Here is a 19,681-nt window from a genome sequence, read left to right as displayed (position 1 = left end):
ATATAAAATAATGAAAGTAAAATATGGAACTAGTGTATCTGTGGGTAGAAGAGTATAAAAATATAAATAGACAAGGGTTTAATTTCTCTCCTAGGTTTAGGTGTGAGTTTAAAGCAGAGTATGAAGAAGATGAAGATGGAAATGAAGTTTTAAAAGATGATTGTGAACTTACAATAGAAGAAAATGAAGATTATGTGAGTATCTTTCCTGAAAATATTAATATAACTGCTATTGTTGGTGAAAATGGAAGTGGGAAGAGTAATATCACTGAAGCAATTATTAGTATAGTTGATATTTTGAAAAACTATAATATAAATTATGAAAAAGAAAAGTTATTTTTAATCTACTTTTTTAACAGCAAATTTTTTATAAAAAATATTAACATGGAATTAAAAAAAACTAATCAAAAAATAGAAGATTTATCTTTAGAAAAAAATAAATGTTTTTCTATTTTTTTTAATTATACATTAGATGTAATTAGAAATAAAAAAACAAACTTCAATAATTTGTATCATAGAAGAGATAATTATGAAATACCTATAGTACTGATACCTAATAAAACAAATAAAATAATTGATATTAATAATATGGATTATCATACTCAAAATGCAATTATTGACTTTGCAATCAGAAATAATATAGATTTTTCTGAAATAAAAGAGTATTTTATGCCTAATAAAATTAAAATTTCACTTGATAAAGAAAAGATTATAGTTAAAAAAAATGAAATAGAAGTTGTTAGATTTTATGGTAGAATTTATGAAAATATTAATAACTTGAATTTACAAAAAGAAGAGTTAAAAAAAGTAAAATGTGTTATTAGTAAATCATTTAATGACACTAATACCACTTCAACTTTTATAATAACTAGTTTAAAATATGATATAAATGATTATTTAAAAAAAGAGAGAAAAGATTTATTAGAAAAGAATATTGAAAATTACTTAATACAAGATTGGAAAGATATTACTAAATTGTATTTGATAAGTAAGTTAGAATTAATAAGTAGAATTGGAGAAGATTCAAAAGTAGAAAATAGAATAAAATTATTATTAGAAAATGATGAAGAATTTATAAATGAGATTATAAAAAAAGGAAAGCTAAATAATCAAAAAGCAAATGTTGCATTTAAGTTCTTTAAAAAAATTCACAATGAAAATAAATTACCTTTTGAATTCAATAATAGTTATATAAATATAAAAAAAAATAAAGATTATGTTAGATTATTACCAGCTTTCATGAAAGCTGAAATATTTAATGAAAAAAATGTTAATTTTGAATCTTTAAGTTTTGGACAAAAATTTATGATGAGATTTTCATATAACTTAATTTATCAGCTAAATAAAATAAAAGAAATAAAAGATAATGAAAAACATCAAAAATATACAAATATTAGTTTATTATTAGATGAGATAGAGCTTGGGTTACATCCTAATTGGCAAAAAAGTTTTATTAGTTTTCTTGTAAAAATATTGAATAAATTTGAAGATATTTTTAATTTTAATATTATTGTAACTTCTCATTCTCCTTTTATTCTTTCAGATATTCCAAAAGAAAATGTAATATTTTTAGAAAAAGATGAAAAAACTGGAAATTGTATAAATGCAACTGAAAATATGAAAGATTTTAATACTTTTGGAGCAAATATACATACTTTACTTTCTCATGGGTTTTTTATGAAAGATGGACTTATGGGTGAGTTTGCGAAAAGTAAGATTGAGCGAATAAAAAGGTTTTATGATTTTACAACTAAATATAAAGATAGGATATTTTCAAAAGAAAAAATTCATTTAAGAATTGAAGAATATTACAAATCAAATAGAAAAGAATTTGAACATATCTCTTCTATCATAGGTGAACCATTTTTACAAAAGGTTATAAAAAACTATTTAGATGAACTTGAAGAGATATTTGATAAAGAAAACTATAAACAAAAAAGATTGAAAAAGTTAATTGAAGAGTTTGGAGAAGATACTTTGAGAGAGTATTTAAAGTAATGACAAGTTTAAATTATAAAAACTATATGATAAATAGAAAGTTAAATTTTGAAGAGGCTTTTTATAGAAGAGTTCTTCTTTCAAAATTTAAAAAACCTAGAAAAGATAGTAAGAACAAGACTCTTTTAGAACTATACAATAATACAGAAATATTTAAAAGAAGATGTGGAAAAGAAAGAAAAAATTTAAGTATTCTCAGAATGTTAAGTTTTTTTATATCAAAAAAAGAAATACCTTTTATTGATTTAAAAGAATTGATTTTATCAAATCCACAAGAATTAAAAAAGTTAATTGATAGATATGGAAAGGTTGATAAAAAAAGTACAATCTACAAAATACTTAGGGATATATTTGCTTATGAAAGTAAGTTCCAAAGTGATGTAATCACACCATTTTTTACAGACAACTTTGATTTTAAAACTTGCTTTTATTGCAACAAGGATTTTATTACAAACTTTGAAAAACAAAAGGGTGTATATACTTCTACTTTTCAGTTAGACCACTTTTATGATAAGGGAACTTATCCTTATTTAGCATTGTCTTTTTATAATCTTATTCCTTCATGTGCTACTTGTAATTCTAAAAAAGTAAAAGGTAGTGAAAGTATGATAAATACTATTGCTCCAAATAGTGAAGAGTTTAAATTTCATGAAAAAGTAAAATTCAAATTATACTTAGATAAAAACTGCAAAGATTTACATGTAAAAGATAAAGATGATATAGATATAAAACTTAAAGAGCAGTTCTCAAAAGAGTATGAAAAATATATAAAAGTTTTCAAACTAAACGAAAGATACAAAGCCCATAAAGATATAGTTTATGACATGATAGAAAAAGCAGAGCTTTACCCCGATAGTAGACTAAAAGAGTTACAAGACCTAACAGGTATTCCATATCAACAAATAAAAAAAGATATATTTAACTTAATAGATGAAGATGAAGACCTATCAAAAAAGCCATTTTCAAAACTTATCAAAGACATAAGTGAAGAGCTAGACTTAATCTAGAGTTTTACATTATAATATAAAATAAAAGCTATATTTAAGTTTATGTAAATTAAATTTATGATAAATTATATTATAGTATAAAATAAAAGCTACTATTAAGTTTATTGGAGAAATTTATGTTATTAAAAGATATAGGTAAAAAAATCGCAATAAGAAGAAAAGAACTTAAACTAAATATTGAAGATTTAAGTGAATACAGTGGTATAACAGAAGCAACAATATCAAGAATTGAAACAGGAAAGGCTAACCCAACTATCAAAACTATCGAAAAACTTCTAATTCCTCTTGGATTAACACTTGATTTAGTCATCATAAAAAGGACTAACTAATGCAAATAGGAAAAGTGTATCGCAATAATAAATTCGTAGGTCTTATAAAAAGAGATAAAGATAATAAATACTATTTTAAATATGATAAGAATTATCTAAATAGTGATAATACAAAATCTATAAGTATAAACCTAAAATTGCGTGAAGAAGAGTATGTATCTGATTATTTATTCTCTTTTTTCTCAAATATGCTTTGTGAGGGTGATATGAAAGATCTTCAATGTAAACAGTTAAGATTAGATAAAGATGATGATTTTAGTAGATTATTAAAAACAGCAAAAGAAAATACCATAGGTTCAATTACCATAAAAGAAGTAATAAAAGGAGCAGACAATGCCTAAATGTTATGCTTGCTTAGAAGAAAAAAAACTAAAAAGTCAATTTTATTGTAAAAAATGTATTGATGAGGTATTTGGAGGAGTTACCCCTGAGCCATTAGATTTTGATAAAAAAGATTTTTATATACAAAGAAATGAACTAGCTCATAGAATGTCAATTTCTGGTGTACAAGATAAACTTTCATTAACTTTCAATGATAATAGACTAAAAGTAACTGCTACAAATGGAAGTTATATTTTAAAACCAGTTCCTATGAGTCATCAAATAAAAAACCAAGAAGATGTAGCTGCAAATGAACATCTTTCAATGTTAATATCAAAAAAGATTTTTAAGATAGATACTGCAGATTGTGCAGTTATACCTTTTAGAGATGGTGAACTTGCATATATAACAAAAAGGTTCGATTATACAAAAGATGGGACGAAATATGATCAAGAAGATTTTGCATCAATATTAGATGTAAATTCTGCAAAAGATGGTGCTGATTATAAGTATGATGCTAAAACTTATTTAGATTGTGCAAATGCAATAAAGCTTAATGTCCCTGCATCAATAGTTACATTAGAAGATTTTTTTAAAAGAATATTACTTAACTATCTCATAGCTAATGGCGATGCTCATTTAAAGAACTTTTCATTATATAGTTTACCAGATAGTGTTGATTATCGATTGACTCCAAATTATGATTTACTAAATACAAGATTTCATGTAAATGAAAAATATGGAGATACTGCATTAGCTTTACTTGATGATTACTCAGATGTTTTTGAACAAGTTGGATATTATACTTTTTATGATTTTAAATTGTTTACTACTTATCTAGGTATAAGTGAAAAAAGATTTAATAAAATCCTAACTCAAGTAAATTCAAGTATAACTAAAGTAGAAGATTTGATAAATGCTTCCTTTTTGTCGGATGAAGGTAAAGTATTCTATTTAGAAAAATATAAAGAGAGATTAAAAAGAGTTAACTACCAAATAAATAAATGACAATCTAATCCTTCAACCGCTTAGCAAAAATAGGTGCTATATTCATCACTATAAAAAGTCTTACTATATGGTGTAGGGTTATATAAGGTACATTTGCACCTACTAGTATTGCTATTAGGTTTAGTTCGGCTTGTCCTCCTGGGCTAAAAGCTAGGATTGTAGAGATGATAGGAAAACCAAAACTAAAGTAAGCGATACTTATAAAGATACTTGATATTAAAGCTAGTATGATAAAGTGTCCAAAAGTTCCTATTAGTGTTGAGATGATAGTCTTCATCCTTACACCTCTAAAAGTAAACCCTATGATTGTACCAAATACTACTTGTACAAACTTCAAAAACTCATCAGGTACTGTTGTTGTGATAACTCCTGTAGAGTGAACAGCTATACTTGCTATCATAGGGCCTATTAGAAAAGCAGCTGATAGTTTTATCTTTTTAGCTATTACTCCACCTGCAACACCTATAAAAACCAAAGCTAAAAACTCAGGGATATTTATAGAAGTGATTGGTTGTGTGATTAGTTTGTTTCCACTTATATCAACTTTGAAAATATACTGTATTACAAAAGGTAAACTTACAACTATAAAAAAAAGCCTTGAGGATTGAACCAAAGTGATTTTTGAGATATTTGCTTTTATCTCTTCACCTATGATTACCATCTCTATTACGCCACCAGGCATAGAGCTTAGATAAGCAGTCTTTTTATCAAAACCTTGAAATCTATAATAGTAATACATCCCACAAAGTATAGTTAAAATAGTAAAAGGTATCACAAGAAGTAAACTATAAAAATATACATCAATATACTGCAATATCTCAGGAGTAAAAGCACTTCCTATAGTAAGACCTATAAGTATTCTAGCAGGAGTTGAGAAAGGCTTAGGGCTTAGTATAGGAAGGTTTTCAAATCTCATAGCAACAGAAGAAGCAAAGATAGCTCCCAAAAGCCAAGGCAAAGGTAAACCCAAATAAATAAAAACAATAGAACCACAAACTCCAATACTCAATGCAAATAACATACGTAAGAAATTTTGTGAAGTAAACATATTGCTCCTATTTCATAAATGAAAGTATTATAGAAATTGTAGTAAATAAAAACTTCAATTCCCAAGAAGGAAGCAGGGTTTAGGAAAAAGTTTTTATATTCAATCACAGAATAGGTTGGAGGTATGGGCTTAAATACTTAATTATCTATAATACTCACAAAGCAATTATATATTAGAAAAATGTAAGAAAAATGAAATTCTAAATTTCTATACTAAAAATTGCTCCAAGTTGTGAATTTTCAACTTCTATAACTCCATTCATTTTCTCTTCAATAATGAGTTTTGTCATATATAATCCAATCCCCGTTCCATAGTCAAACTTAGTAGTAAAGTAAGGATCAAATATTTTGTCTATAATCTCTTTATTTATTCCACCTGCATTATCTTCAATACATAGAGTATTTTTATCTTTCATATAGATTTTTATCAAGGGGTCTTTTATTTTTCTCTCAATTAAAATATCTTTTGCATTTGAGATTATATTTATTATGGCTTGAGCATATTCATTTTTGTAGCCATTTATTTTAAGCTCTTGATCTATTTGTATTTGTATTTGTATATTATGATAGTTTAAAGTTGAGTTTACTATCTTCACTGCATTTGTAATTGTTTCTTTTATATTAAACTCTTCTCTTATTGAGTTTGGATTGAAGAAATTTCTAAAATCATCAATTGTTCTTGACATATACTCAAGTATATCATTTGCTTCATCAACTCTCTTAGTAAGGTATTTTTTGTCAAGTTCTTTAAAGTCATAAGCTGATTCTATATCGAAGAAAAGTCCTGATATTTGAGATAGAGGCTGTCTCCATTGATGAGCGATATTACCTATCATCTCACCCATAGCAGCCATTTTTGATTTTTGTATTAGTAATTTTTCTTGTTTTAGTTTTTCTTCTTTTAATAAAGTTCTTTCTGTAATATCACGAAGTGATGCGAAGATTAGTTTTTTATCTTCATACAAATACATCATGGCATTTAGTTCAATAGTTCTAGGTTTATTCTCTTTTGTGAATAATTTCACAGTTCTAAACAATGATTTCTCTGCAATAATATCATCAAGTGTTAAGTTCTCAAATAAGTTGAAAAAGTCTTGATATAAAATCTCTTTTGTTTCGTATCCTATAGTTTTTAAAGCTGTACTATTAAGACTTAGAATATTAGTAGAGCTTTTATTTACTTCTGAGATAATAAAGCCATCATTACTATAGTTAAAAAGTAGAGCGTATTTTTCTTCATTTTCTTTTACTATTTTTTTATATTTATTAAAAAGAAATTCAATCTTTTTTGTAAATAATAGTGAAAAAATAAAAAATATAATAGTCATAATACTTATGATTATAAAAAGTTTGATGATGTTTTTATACATATTATCTAAAGATATAACTCTTTCTTTTTCTATTAAATTATATATTTGTGATAAATCAACTCCTACAGCTATAAAGTATCTAAGATTTGTAAGAAAAGTTCCATAGAAAATTTTTTGTTTATTATCATAGATGAGGTAGTCGTTTCCTTTGTAGTTTGATTTTATCATTAGTTTCTCAACTGCTAGAAGCTCATCTTTTGAGGTTTGTATATTTTTTTCAATAAGTAAATTACTTTGAGTGGTGATATTATTTAAACTGTTTAGTTTGTATATAAATAAAAACTCTTCTTCATTAAAGTTTTGAAGTATTATTTTTTTTAGAAGTTTTTCTTTTAATTCCTCTTTTCTACTCTCTAAAAAAGAAGCAGAACCTATGATAAGACCAAGTTCTTTTATATGTCTTGAGTAAGTGATTCTTTTGTTTGGTTTGTACCAAAAATACTCCACATAGTTTTGTTTATTTTGCTTTGCATTAATCATCTCATTTATAAACTTTACCCCATTTATATCTTCAAAATCTAAAAAATTCACTCCTTCATTTCTTGGATTTTCAGTATTTAAAAGTAAATTTCCATTTATATCATAAATAAAATAGTGAATGTTATTTTGTTTTTGAGCTATTTGTCTAATAGAAGAGATAATTAACTTTTTTTGTTCTTCTTTGGATAGATTTTTTGAGTTTTCATAAAGAGAAGTGGCAAGATTATGGGCAATAATTGATTGGTTTTTTATTCTTTGTTTTTTGCTATTTAAAATGGAAAGTCTTTCAAATTCAATATCATTTTTTAGATTTTCAATAGCTGTCTTTATATAAAATTTTTCTCTATGGATTATTGTATTCTTGAAGTTTTTTATATGATTCTTGAAGTTATTATATTCTGTTTTTATTAGATTTGAGCCTATAATAGTAGCAACAAGTAGTATAATAATAGTAGAACTAAGAAGTGTTATTTTCTTTATTCTTTGTTCTACGTTTTTCTTATAGTTTTTTTTCAAGATTTAATTTATACCCCATATTTGATATATTTTTTATACAATTAAAAGGAATCTTTTTTCTTAGAAAACCAATATTTGTACGAAGCGAATTTAAACTCATAGGTTCATCTTCCCATACATACTGTTCAATCTCTTCATAGTTTACAACTCTATTTTTATTTAAAACTAAAAGTTTTAAAAAAAGTAGTTCTTTTTTTGTTAAATCAAGAACTTTCTCATCTACATAAAAAAGAGATGTTGTATTATCAAAATAAAAATTTTTATCTAAATATATTTTTTTCTCTTTAGTTTTTTCTAATGTTTCAACTACTTTTGTAAGGACAGGAAGTAGGTTTCTACTTGTAAGTGGTTTGATTATATATTTCTCTAAATTAAGTTCAATAGCTTCAAGTAAATAGTCTTTATCACTAAAGGCTGTTGAAATTATAATCTTTGTGTCTTTATCTGTTTGTCTTATTTTTTTTGCTAATTCTAAGCCATTTAGTTTTGGCATGTTTATATCTGTTAGAATTATATCAGGTTGATGTTTTTCGTATAATTCTAATCCTTCTTTTCCATCACACGCTTCATAAAGTTTATAAAACATACGATTTAAGAATCTTGAATTTATAGTTCTTACACCTTCATCATCTTCAATATATAGTATTGTATAATCTTTAAAGTTTTCCATGATAAATCCATATAAAAAAGAAGCATTACGCTTCTTTTCTCTTTTCTTTCATTTTAGCAAAAAACTCACTAATTAGTGGCATAAATAAAATTAGAACAGTAATTATCAAAATACTTAAAGTAATAGGTCTTTCCCATAAAAATGACAATGAACCATCACTTATCGTAAGTGCACGTCTTAGATTATCTTCCATCATTCCACCTAAGATAAATCCTAAAATCATTGGAGCCATAGGATAATCAATAAGTCTTAAGAATAATGCAACAACAGCAAAGATAGTCATCATATAAATATCAAAGTTGTTAAATGTCACTAAGTAAACTCCAATCAATGAGAAGAATATAATAAGTGGTAACAACAGCTGTCTTGGTAATGTTAATAACTTAGCTATATAAGGAATTAACGGTAGATTTAAAATCAAAAGAACAATATTTCCAATATACATAGAGATAATTACTGACCAAAATAGAGCAGGATTATCCACATACATTGTAGGTCCTGGCTGAATTCCATAAGAAATTAATGCACCTAAAATAATAGCAGTTGTTCCAGACCCTGGAATACCAAGAGTTAATAATGGTACAAACGAACCTGAACACGCTGCATTATTTGCACTCTCTGGGGCTGCTAAACCTTTTACATTTCCTTTTCCAAAAGTAAGTTTTTCTTTTGCTTTTGCAAAACTTCTTTCCATTCCATAAGCTAAAAAAGAAGCAATAGTAGCACCTGCACCTGGAAGAACTCCAACAAAAAAACCAAGAACAGAAGATCTACCAACAGTTGGAACCATCTCCTTAACTTCTGATTTTGTAAGTTTTAATGAACCTATATCTTTTTTAAGTTCTTCTTTTTCTTTATCACTAGGTTCTTTATTTTCAAGTACATTCATAAGTGCTTCTGATAAAGCAAAGGCTGCCATAGCTAAAAGCAAAAATGAAATACCATCAATTAAATCTAATCTACCAAAAGTAAATCTAGCAATACCTGAATCACTATCTGTTCCAACAGTTGCCAACATAAGACCAAATATTGTCATAATGGCAGCTTTTAAAAACTTCCCTTTACCAGCAAAAGCAGCAACGGCAGTTAAACCTAATACCATTAAAGCAAAGTAGTCAGATGATTGGAAACTTAAACTTACACTTGCTAGTGCTGGTGCTGCAATTAGCAAAAATACAGCAGCAATTGTTCCACCTGTAAAAGAAGCATAAGCAGCAATTGCTAAAGCTTTACCTGCTTGACCTTTTTTAGCCATTGGATAACCATCAAATGAACTAGCAACAGTTCCTGCAACACCTGGGGCATTGATTAGAATTGATGAAGTTGAACCTCCAAAAATAGCACCATAATAAACACCAGCAATTAAGATAAGTCCAGAAGCTGGATCCATACCATAAGTTATTGGAATCATTAAAGCAATAGCTGAAATAGGCCCAAGTCCTGGAAGCATACCAATAAATGTACCAGCAAAACAACCAACGGCAACCATAAATATATTGTAGCCTGAAAGAGCAGTACTTACCCCTTGAAATATACCATCCATCATGATTCACCTCCTGCTAAACTATCAAAAATCATTCCAGGGTCTATATATACACCTAAAAGATTATTTAGAATTAGGTAAAACCCTACAGATACACCCACTGAGATTAAAAAAATTCTTTTTAAATTTTTCTCTTTTAGTATAAAAAAACCAATTGCTAAGAAGATAATCGTAGCTAAGATAAAACCTAAGGTTCTAATAGTAAAGCCATAGAAAATCATTGCTACTATAAATAAAGTAGTTGTTTTAAAGTCTAAAGTTTTAAGATAAGATAATGATAATACATCTTCATCTTTTTTTACTATTGAAAAAATCAAGATAATACCTGAAATAACAATACCTGAAATTCCTATATAAAAAGGAAAAGTAGATGCTGTCATTACTTCAAATTGTGAACCTGGCATCTTTTTTATATTAAATACATTAAAAAAATAAAAACAAGAAAAACCTAAAAAGAATATTGAACCAATAATATTTTTTGTCATAATAAATCCTTTGTCAAAGTAGAGAATTTTCTCTACTTATCCTATAAAAATCCCATTTCTTTCATAAGAGAAGAGATGATTTTTTCTTGTTTTTCTAAAAATGTATTAAACTCTTCTTTTGGTTGATAAAGATTTGTCCATCCATTTCTTTTTCTTACGTCTTCCCACTCTTTAGTATCATACATTTTTCCTAAAGTAGCAGCGAATGCATCAACTTTTTCTTGTGGTAAGTTTGGTGCAGCAAAGAATCCTCTCCAGTTAGCAAAGTAAGCATCTACACCCATACCTTTAAAGCTTGGGATTCCATCGATATCTTCATTTGCAGTAATACCAATAATTCTTACTTCACCTTTTTTATGTTTTTCAAGAACCTCTCCAAGTCCAGTTGATAATACATCAACTTCACCTGTTAACAGTCCTGCTAAAGCTTTTCCACCTGCATCATAAGCTACATATCTTACACTAGTTGGGTTTCCTCCTGCTGCTTTAAATATTTGTGCAGCAACTAAGTGATCCATAGAACCTCTTGAACTTCCACCTGCAATTTTTACTTTTCTTGGATTTTTATCGAATGCAGTTTTTGCATCTGCCCATGTTTTATACTTAGAATCAGTTTTAACAACTAAAGCACCATAATCAGCAACAACTGATGAAACTAAAGTTAAATCTCTAAAAGATTGAGGGAAAACACCTTGAAGTGATCGAATTACAATAGGAGTAGAGTTAACCATTAAGGTATTTTTTTGTTTTTTAGCAGTTTCTATTAAATAAGCAATGGCTTTACCACCTCCACCACCAGACATATTTTCAAATGATGTTTCTTTCACTAATCCAGATTTTTTAAGTGCCTCTCCCACACCTCTAGCAGTTCCATCCCAACCACCACCAGCTCCACCTGGAATTAAGAAATGTACTTTTTCAACATTATTAGCGAAAGTTGATGAGGCAGAACCTGCAACTAGTAAACCTGCAATTGTTAAACTTTTACAAAATTTTGTAGCTATATTTTTCATTTTTCTATCCTTTTGTTTATATATTTTAAGTTTAGGTAAAAAAAATGTAAGAAAAATAAAAAAGATTTAGAATTTATAAAAATCTAGCTTTATCTATATTGACATAATTCTGGTTTTTGAGTTGAACCCCATTCACACATTGCATCTAAGATTGGAATCAGTGTTTTTCCTCTTTTACTTAAACTATATTCAACTTTTGGAGGAATAACTGGATATTCTTTTCTTTTTATAAGATCACATTCTTCTAGTTCTTTTAATTGAGAACTTAACATTTTATAAGTGATTGAACCAATTTTTCTTTGTAATTCGTTGTATCTTATTACTTTGTATTCATCTAATAAATATAAAATTACCATTTTCCATTTTCCTGAAATTAAAGATAAAGTATATCCAAAAGGTGTGTCTATTAGGGGTTTGAAGTCAGTTTTTTTCATTTATTGCTTTCCTTTTTGATAGTATATTACATAAAAGTACATACTTACATTATATTCATATTTTAACTACAATTCTATAAATCTAATGAAAAAGGAATAGAAATGAAAAAAATTTTAATAAATTTGGTTCATCCAAATATTGAAGAGTCAGTTGTAAATAAAAAGTTGTTAAGTAGTGTTGAAAATATACCAAATGTGACTGTAAATAATTTATATAGTAAATATCCAGATTTTAAAATAGATGTTAAGCTTGAGCAAAAATTGCTTTTAGAAAATGATATTATTCTTTTTCAATTTCCTATGTATTGGTTTAGTTCACCCTCACTTTTAAAAGAATGGTTTGATGTAGTATTTGAACGTGGTTTTTCCCATGCAGGTAATTATATGTTAGAAAATAAATCTCTTGCTATTGCTATTAGTTGTGGAGGTACAAAAGAAGCATTTTGTGAAATAGGTAAAGATAAAAAATATGTTGAGGAGTTTTTATTTCCTTTTGAAATCACTGCTAATTATGTAAAAATGAATTATCTAAAACCTTATATAACTTATAATACAGAAACTGTTTTGAGTGAAGAGACTCTTGATATTTATGGAAAAGATTATATAAAATATATAAAAGCTTTGTAGTTTAATATATAAACCCTATACCCATGGAAGGAAGCTAAATAGGGTAAGGGTTTATATTATTTCATGTTAGTATTAAGTCAATATTGTAATAATATTTATGTTTTATGCTGCCCTAGAAAAAAGGAGCCTTCCTAGAGCAAGCATAGAAAAATTACATTCTAATTTCTTCTCTTTTTTGTAAGAATGCCCATCTTTCGTCAATTCTTTTTTGCCATTCTTCAATTAAATATTCATTTTCTGGTTTGAATAAGTGTTTGAATCTTGGTTGTGCACCTAGGTAATCTCTTACTGGTACAATATTTTTTGGTCTGTAAGTGATGTTTAATTCTCTACCATCAATAATTTCATATAATGGGAAAACTAATGAATCAACTGCTAAATCAGATACTTCAATAGTTTGGTTTGGTGCGAATTTCCACTCAGTAGTACAAGCAGACATTGCATTGATAAATACAGGACCTTCTGTATCAAATCCTCTTTGGATTTTTTTAACCATATCTTTCCATTTATTTGGAGCAACTTGTGCAACATAAGGAGCACCGTGAGCTGCCATAATAGATACGATATCTTTCTTCTGTCTTCTTTCACCATAAGAGTGAGATCCAGCAGGAGCTGTTGTTGTTGAAGAACCAATAGGAGTTGAAGATGATCTCTGACCACCTGTATTTGCATATACTTCATTATCTAAACAAACGTACATGAAATCATGTCCTCTTTCAAAACAACCAGAAATCCATTGGAAACCAATATCATAAGTAGAACCATCACCACCAAATGTTACAAACTTTGGTTGTGGTTCATCTGCTGCAATTCTACCTTTATTTCTTAAGGCTTTGTTCATAGTTTCAACACCTGCCATTGCAGTTGAAGAGTTTTCAAATCCAATATGAATCCAAGAACAGTCCCATGAAGTATGAGGATAAATTGCTGTACAAACTTCTAAACATCCAGTAGAAGCAGATACAACTAAGTTATCATTAGTTGCATTTAAAACTTCTCTTACGATAATTGAGTGAGCACAACCAGGACATAAAAGGTGTGAACCTTCAAATCTCTCTGCTGCTGTTGAAAATGTTTTTAAGTTTTTAATTACTTTTTGTGTACTCATATTTATTTTCCTTCCACATTGTAGAAGCTTAATTCAGGACCTCTAACACCAATTAATCTTTGGATATTACCTGATAATTTACCATCTTTTGCTTCTTTATCTAATGTTCTAAAGATATCTTTTAATCCTGCAACTGTCATATCTCTACCACCTAATCCATAGATTAAGTTAGACATTAAAGGTCTTGCAGGTGTATTGAATAATGCACCAGAAACTTCGTTGTATAATGCACCAACAGTTCCACCAGGAGCAGATCTATCCATACAAGCTATAGCTTTAACCTTTTGTAACTCATGTGCTACTTCTTCTAATGGGAAAGGTCTAAATAATCTAGGTGCAACAACACCAGCATTAATACCTTCTTCTTTTAATTGATCAATAGCAAGCATAGCAGTTTCATAAGTTGAACCTAAACATACGATAGCTACTTCTGCATCTTCCATTCCATAAGATTCAACTAGTTTATATTCTCTACCAGTTAATTCTTTGAATTCAGCAAAAATTTCTTTTACTACATCTTTAGATGCCATTAATGCAGCGTGTTGTTTAGCTTTATGCTCAAAGTGCCAATCTTGTTCAGTTTGTACACCATGTGTTACAGGTTTGTCAAAATCTAATAATGCATTTACTTTAGTGTATTCACCAACAAATTTCGCAGCAACTTCGTCTTTTAAAGGAGTCACATTTTGTGCAGTATGTGAAGTCATAAATCCATCTTGGTTAGATATTACTGGTAATCTAACAGCTGGATGCTCAGAAATTTTAAATGACATTAAAGTCATATCATAAGCTTGTTGTGGGTTAAATGCGTCAATTGATACCCATCCTGAATCTCTTGTTAAGTAAAGGTCAGAGTGATCTCCATTTACGTTAAGAGGTGCAGCTAAAGCTCTATTTACAAGACACAATACAACTGGAATTCTCATACCTGATGCTTGGTATAAAGTTTCAATCATAAGTGCTAAACCTTGAGAAGAAGTTGCAGTAGCAACTCTACCACCAGCAGCTCCAGCACCGATACATCCTGACATTGCAGCATGCTCAGACTCAGTCATAATAACTTCACCATCAATGTATCCGTTTGCATGGAACATTGCATAGTTTTCTACTGTTGCAGTTGAAGGAGTAATAGGATAAGCAGCAACTACATCAACGTCGGCTTGTCTAAGAGCCTGAGAGTTTGCCATGTTACCATCCCAAACTTCTACCTCGTTTAATTCCATTTCTCTACTATTCATTACTTTTCACCTCTTTTCTTCTTTTCTGGCCATTTAGCAAGTGCATCTTCAACAGTTTCATATTCGTTGAACATTAATAAAGATTTTGGATTAGTAGGACATACACTTACACATAGACCACATCCTTTACAGTGTTCGTAATCAACACCTTTCATCTCTTTATTTCTAGCAATAATTGAAGTATCCGGACAGAATACCCAACAGTTTTGACAATCAATACATGTTTCAGAGTTCCAAACTGGTTTAATAATTCTCCAGTCTCCTACTGACATACTTTTTGAACTTGTCTCAGAATAATTTCTTTCTTCTGGTTGAATATCAGCAATGTTATAATCAACATCACCTTCGAATGTATATAAAGCAGCACCTGGTACTAGCTCATCCCATCCCATTTCATTAATTGGTTTACTCATATTTTATCCTTTAGTGAACTTCGTCGTAAGCTCTTTGGATTGCAACCATATTAGCATCAATAATATTTTGAGGTAATTTTTTTAATACCCCTTGCATTGCCTCTTTAAAGAACTCTAATTCATACATTCCGCTAACTTTCATAAATGCACCAAGCATTGGTGTATTTGGAATAGCTCTACCAATAGTATCTCTAGCTATTTGTAGACAGTCTAAAATGTATACTCTGTCTTCAATCCCTTGTAATTCAGGAACTGAGTCTATTAACTCTTGTTTGCTAAGGTGTGTAGTAATAATATATTTTGTAGTATCTTTACCATTAGCAGTAAAATCATCAGTAAATGCTAATCCTGGATCTAGTATAAATACAAAATCAGGACTCATAAATTTTTCATGATTTAAAATAACTTTATCATCAATTCTATTGTAGGCAGTCATTGACGCACCTCTTTTTGCTGAACCATAAAAAGCGAAAGCTTGAACTTCTTTTCCAGATTGTGCAACAATAGAACCAAGTCCTTTTGCTCCAGTAACAGCACCTTGACCTGCACGGCTATGCCATCTAATTTCTAACATAGTGGCTCCTTAATTATTAAATTTGACTTAAAAAATTTAATTAGTCTTAACTATTATACATACTTTTAACTTAGAATGTACTTTCATTAAGTTTTTTAAGTGTAGATATGTAACTTTTCTTAACACAATTAAATTAATTAAATACTAGTATTTTATAAGAAAAAAGTTTTTTAAAATAATAAAAACAATCTTATTTAATTAGTTTACTAAGACATAAAGTCTTAATTTATGGTGTTTATTAATAAATTTTTAATTATTATTAATTCACATATTTACTATAGGGTTTGTGTCTTAAAAATATATAGGAAGCTGTTATTAATATTAAAAAATAAGTTTAGATTAAGCTTTTTTATTTAAGAAATTGAGTCTCTTAGAGCAAAAAGTTTTAAATTTTTTGCTCTTTTATAAATTTTACAGCTTCATAAGCATTATTTTGAATTTTATCTGTATAAAGTAGTAATTCTTCTTTTTTTCCATAGCCACATAAAACTCCAATACTATTTACCTTTGCTTCTTTTGCAGCAATTAAATCAAGTTTTGTATCACCTATCATCCATACATCATGTTTATCTTTGTCATAATTCATTTGTTTTAATGTTATATCAATAGGTTCTGGATGTGGCTTTGGATTTTGTACATTTTCTCTTCCTGTAACTATCTCAAAGTGCTTGTCTATATTTAAGTTTTCTAAAAGAGGCATTGTATACATTCTTGTTTTTGTTGTAACTACTGAAAGTCTTGCATAAGATGAAGCATATTGTACTGCTTCTATTGCATTTTCTAAAAGGTATGTCTGCTCTTTTGAAATTTTTCTATATTGGTTTTTGTATGAATCTACAAAATTCCATTTTTTACTATCTTCAACTCCTAGATTTACATACATTACATCAAGGGGGTATCCAATAAGGTTTTTAATATCTTCTGTTGTTCCTTTAAATTCAAAGTTTAATTCTTTAAATGAGTGATAAAAACATGAAACAATTGCATCTGTTGAGTCTATTAGTGTTCCGTCTAAATCAAATAGTATTATTGTATCTTTATTCATTTATCTTTATTCCTTTATCCAATCTTTTTGATTATATGTTATACCTAAAAAAGCAGGTTTAATATTTTTTATATCTTTATTTACAACTGTAATAGAATTTGGTATATATAAAAATACATAAGGCAAGTCTTCTGCTATTTTTTTATAAATTTTTTTATAAATAGTACTTAACTTTTCTCTATTTACAGTACTAGCACCTTTTTCTATTAGTTCATCAACTTCTTTATTTCTGTATCCTACAAGATTAAATCCGCCAAGCTTATCTGAATCACTATGCCATAAAGGGTAAGCATCAGGCATTAAAGCAAGACTCCAAGCAAGTAATATAGCTTCAAAGTTTCTTGGATTTACAGCAGTATTTAAAAATGCTTGCCATTCCATCACTCTGATTTTCATTTTTATATCAGCTTTTGCTAACTGATATTGAAGTATTTGAGCAGCATTTACTCTTATGTCATTACCTGTATTTGTAATAATTTCAAAAGTAAAAGGATTATTTTTATTAAACCCAAGTGATTTTAAAATTTTTTTTGCTTTTAAAATATTTGTTTTTGTAGTTTTAACTTTATCATTGTATGCAAAACTTCCTGGTAAGAAAGGTCCATTAGCAACTTTAGCATGACCAAAAAAGAGAATGTCAATTAATTCTTGTTTATCAATTGCTAGTGCAATTGCTTCTCTAACTTTTTTGTTTTTAAATTTTTCATTTCTTAAATTAAAACCAAGATATGCATAACCAAAACTTTGTTTTTCAATAATTCTATAATTTTCTTTAAATGTTTCATTTATTTGTCTATCAACTTGCATAGGAGTCAACCCTCCTAAATCAAGCTTTTTTTGTTTTAAAAATAAAAAAGATGTATTGGGATCTGGTAAAAACTTAAAATTTATTTCATCGATTTTAGGACGACCATCAAAATAATCGTCATTAGCATATATCTTGATATCAGAACCTGTTTTAAAACCGTCTATTTTATATGGACCCGTACCAATTGGTTTTTTATTAAAATCACTTGTCATTAAATTTTTTTCATCTTTTAAAATATGATAAGGAAGAATTCCAACCATCCAAGTCTCTAAAGCTTTAAAATAAGGTTTTTTATAAATCACTTCAATAGTATATTCATCTAAAGCTTTTACACTTTCTACAAGTTTAAAGTTAGATTTTATTGAGTTAAAGACTTTTGGAGAAACTATTTGTTCATAAGTAAAAATTACATCTTTTGAAGTAAACTTTTTTTTATCATGCCATAATACATTTTTTCTTAGTTTTATAAGAAGTTTTGTAGGGCTTATGAACTTATAAGACTTTGCTAAAGCAACTGTTGGATTACCATTTTTATCATATTTAAATAAACCATTGAAAAGCCAACTAGATACTTCTGTACTTGCTGTATCATTTGATAGAATAGGATTTAATCTACTAGGACTTGAACTAATAGACATATTTAGAGTACTAGCAAAAACAGTACTTACTAATATTGATAAAACAATTAAAATTTTGATTAGTGGTTTTATATTTTTCATAAGGTATTGTAGTAAAATTGACATAAAAAAAAAGGAAGCAATTTCTTGCTTCCTTTTTGATTTTTGTAAAAACAAAGTATATAAAGATAAAATATTGATTATCTTTTTGAGAATTGACCGCTTTTTCTTGCTTTTCTTCTTCCGTATTTCTTTCTTTCTACTGCTCTTGCGTCTCTTGTTAATAATCCGTAAGGCTTTAAGATAGTTCTGAATTGCTCATCATAAGCAACTAAAGCTCTTGAAATTCCGTGTCTAATAGCATCAGCTTGTGCAGAGTAACCACCACCTAAAGATTTAACTACGATGTTTACAGAAGTTTCTTGTTTAGATACTTCTAATGGTTGCATAACTCTTTTTTTAATTGCTTCGTGTCCACCTAACCATGTGTCTAAAGATTGACCATTGATTGTAAGTTGACCGTTACCATTTTCTAGCCATACTTTAGCTACAGCTGTTTTTCTTCTTCCTGTTGCGTAAACTTTTGCCATTAGTCTTATCCTTTAATTTGCGCAGTGTGAGGGTGCTCTGAACCTGCGTATACTTTTAATTTTTTTAACATTGCTTTACCTAAAGTAGTTTTTGGTAACATACCTCTAGTTGCAAGTTTATATAACTTCTCAGGGTTATTAATTAACATATCAGACATTTTATGAGTCTTAGTAGAACCAAAGTATCCTGAGTGAGTGAAGTAATTCTTGTCTTCTAATTTAGCACCTGTAAATTTTGCTTTAGATGCGTTAATGATTACAACGTAATCTCCACAATCAACATGTGGTGTAAAGCAAGGTTTATTTTTACCTCTTAAGATAGTTGCAACTTCAGTAATGATTCTACCAAAAACCTTACCTTCTGCGTCTACTACTATCCAATCTCTTTCGATTTCGTTAGCTTTTGCCATTTGAGTAAATTTCATTTATTTTCTCCGCTTT

The 19,681-nt window shown here is 28.1% G+C and carries 21 protein-coding genes; 6 read left to right on the top strand and 15 right to left on the bottom strand.

The genetic code is table 11. The features are described from left to right. Positions 1-23: 23 nt before the first annotated feature. From ACH5BH_RS06225 to ACH5BH_RS06205, 5 genes are all read left to right on the top strand, one after another. The gene (locus ACH5BH_RS06225; RefSeq protein ID WP_423297779.1) at positions 24-1,997 is read left to right on the top strand and encodes an AAA family ATPase; all 1,974 of its coding nucleotides are present in this window, start codon (positions 24-26) and stop codon (positions 1,995-1,997) included. Next, a complete protein-coding gene (locus tag ACH5BH_RS06220) occupies positions 1,997-3,004 on the top strand; it encodes a hypothetical protein (RefSeq protein ID WP_423297778.1) in 1,008 nt (335 codons plus the stop codon). Before ACH5BH_RS06225 ends, ACH5BH_RS06220 begins: the two co-directional genes overlap by 1 nt. Before the next feature lie 116 nt (positions 3,005-3,120). Further along, a complete protein-coding gene (locus ACH5BH_RS06215; RefSeq protein WP_423297777.1) occupies positions 3,121-3,333 on the top strand; it encodes a helix-turn-helix domain-containing protein in 213 nt (70 codons plus the stop codon). Then, positions 3,333-3,674: a HipA N-terminal domain-containing protein gene (locus tag ACH5BH_RS06210; protein WP_423297776.1), complete on the top strand. Its 342-nt coding sequence runs from the start codon at positions 3,333-3,335 to the stop codon at positions 3,672-3,674. The genes ACH5BH_RS06215 and ACH5BH_RS06210 overlap by 1 nt, the downstream gene beginning before the upstream one ends. Then, positions 3,667-4,662, top strand: coding sequence for a type II toxin-antitoxin system HipA family toxin (locus tag ACH5BH_RS06205; protein ID WP_423297775.1), 996 nt, complete (start codon positions 3,667-3,669; stop codon positions 4,660-4,662). The genes ACH5BH_RS06210 and ACH5BH_RS06205 overlap by 8 nt, the downstream gene beginning before the upstream one ends. 4 nt (positions 4,663-4,666) lie before the next feature. On the opposite strand, the gene ACH5BH_RS06200 is transcribed toward ACH5BH_RS06205, so the two are convergent. The 7 genes from ACH5BH_RS06200 to ACH5BH_RS06170 form a co-directional block, all read right to left on the bottom strand. Continuing rightward, positions 4,667-5,710: an AbrB family transcriptional regulator gene (locus ACH5BH_RS06200; protein WP_423297774.1), complete on the bottom strand. Its 1,044-nt coding sequence runs from the start codon at positions 5,708-5,710 to the stop codon at positions 4,667-4,669. A 199-nt stretch (positions 5,711-5,909) separates the two neighbouring features. Then, complete coding sequence (locus ACH5BH_RS06195; RefSeq protein ID WP_423297773.1) at positions 5,910-8,075, bottom strand: cache domain-containing protein; 2,166 nt, start codon at positions 8,073-8,075, stop codon at positions 5,910-5,912. Next, positions 8,059-8,745: a response regulator transcription factor gene (locus ACH5BH_RS06190; protein WP_423297772.1), complete on the bottom strand. Its 687-nt coding sequence runs from the start codon at positions 8,743-8,745 to the stop codon at positions 8,059-8,061. The genes ACH5BH_RS06195 and ACH5BH_RS06190 overlap by 17 nt, the downstream gene beginning before the upstream one ends. Before the next feature lie 25 nt (positions 8,746-8,770). Next, positions 8,771-10,288, bottom strand: coding sequence for a tripartite tricarboxylate transporter permease (locus ACH5BH_RS06185; protein WP_423297771.1), 1,518 nt, complete (start codon positions 10,286-10,288; stop codon positions 8,771-8,773). Then, entirely contained in the window at positions 10,288-10,773 is a 486-nt protein-coding gene (locus ACH5BH_RS06180; protein WP_423297770.1) for a tripartite tricarboxylate transporter TctB family protein, read from the bottom strand. The genes ACH5BH_RS06185 and ACH5BH_RS06180 overlap by 1 nt, the downstream gene beginning before the upstream one ends. Positions 10,774-10,814: 41 nt before the next feature. Beyond that, positions 10,815-11,786 carry a tripartite tricarboxylate transporter substrate binding protein gene (locus tag ACH5BH_RS06175; RefSeq protein ID WP_423297769.1) on the bottom strand — a complete coding sequence of 324 codons (972 nt, stop codon included), beginning with the start codon at positions 11,784-11,786 and terminating at the stop codon, positions 10,815-10,817. Positions 11,787-11,875: 89 nt separating this feature from the next. Then, entirely contained in the window at positions 11,876-12,220 is a 345-nt protein-coding gene (locus tag ACH5BH_RS06170) for a winged helix-turn-helix transcriptional regulator (protein WP_404304754.1), read from the bottom strand. A 102-nt stretch (positions 12,221-12,322) separates the two neighbouring features. On the opposite strand from ACH5BH_RS06170, the gene ACH5BH_RS06165 reads away from it, so the two are divergent. Then, positions 12,323-12,847 (top strand): NAD(P)H-dependent oxidoreductase, encoded by a 525-nt coding sequence (locus tag ACH5BH_RS06165; RefSeq protein WP_423297768.1) that lies wholly within the window; start codon positions 12,323-12,325, stop codon positions 12,845-12,847. A 151-nt stretch (positions 12,848-12,998) separates the two neighbouring features. Here the strand turns inward: ACH5BH_RS06165 and ACH5BH_RS06160 are convergent, their stop codons facing one another. The 8 genes from ACH5BH_RS06160 to rplM form a co-directional block, all read right to left on the bottom strand. Further along, positions 12,999-13,955: a thiamine pyrophosphate-dependent enzyme gene (locus tag ACH5BH_RS06160; RefSeq protein WP_404304750.1), complete on the bottom strand. Its 957-nt coding sequence runs from the start codon at positions 13,953-13,955 to the stop codon at positions 12,999-13,001. A gap of 2 nt (positions 13,956-13,957) precedes the next feature. Then, positions 13,958-15,193, bottom strand: coding sequence for a 2-oxoacid:ferredoxin oxidoreductase subunit alpha (locus ACH5BH_RS06155; RefSeq protein ID WP_423297767.1), 1,236 nt, complete (start codon positions 15,191-15,193; stop codon positions 13,958-13,960). Next, entirely contained in the window at positions 15,193-15,606 is a 414-nt protein-coding gene (locus ACH5BH_RS06150; protein WP_404304747.1) for a 4Fe-4S dicluster-binding protein, read from the bottom strand. Before ACH5BH_RS06150 ends, ACH5BH_RS06155 begins: the two co-directional genes overlap by 1 nt. A gap of 10 nt (positions 15,607-15,616) precedes the next feature. Next, positions 15,617-16,180: a pyruvate flavodoxin oxidoreductase subunit gamma gene (locus ACH5BH_RS06145; protein WP_404304745.1), complete on the bottom strand. Its 564-nt coding sequence runs from the start codon at positions 16,178-16,180 to the stop codon at positions 15,617-15,619. Positions 16,181-16,565: 385 nt separating this feature from the next. Next, positions 16,566-17,225 carry an HAD family hydrolase gene (locus ACH5BH_RS06140; protein ID WP_404304744.1) on the bottom strand — a complete coding sequence of 220 codons (660 nt, stop codon included), beginning with the start codon at positions 17,223-17,225 and terminating at the stop codon, positions 16,566-16,568. 6 nt (positions 17,226-17,231) lie between these two features. Next, entirely contained in the window at positions 17,232-18,752 is a 1,521-nt protein-coding gene (locus ACH5BH_RS06135; RefSeq protein ID WP_423297766.1) for a peptide-binding protein, read from the bottom strand. Between the two features lie 98 nt (positions 18,753-18,850). Further along, positions 18,851-19,240, bottom strand: a complete 390-nt coding sequence (gene rpsI, locus ACH5BH_RS06130) for a 30S ribosomal protein S9 (protein WP_404304740.1) — start codon at positions 19,238-19,240, stop codon at positions 18,851-18,853. A 5-nt stretch (positions 19,241-19,245) separates the two neighbouring features. Beyond that, positions 19,246-19,665: a 50S ribosomal protein L13 gene (rplM, locus tag ACH5BH_RS06125; protein WP_404304738.1), complete on the bottom strand. Its 420-nt coding sequence runs from the start codon at positions 19,663-19,665 to the stop codon at positions 19,246-19,248. Positions 19,666-19,681 lie beyond the last annotated feature (16 nt).

Origin of the sequence: Arcobacter rhizosphaerae (assembly GCF_049472155.1) — a bacterium.
In the GTDB taxonomy this organism is placed as follows: domain Bacteria; phylum Campylobacterota; class Campylobacteria; order Campylobacterales; family Arcobacteraceae; genus Arcobacter_B.
Note: the sequence above shows the minus strand (reverse complement) of the source record. Positions and strands in the feature narration are given on the sequence as shown.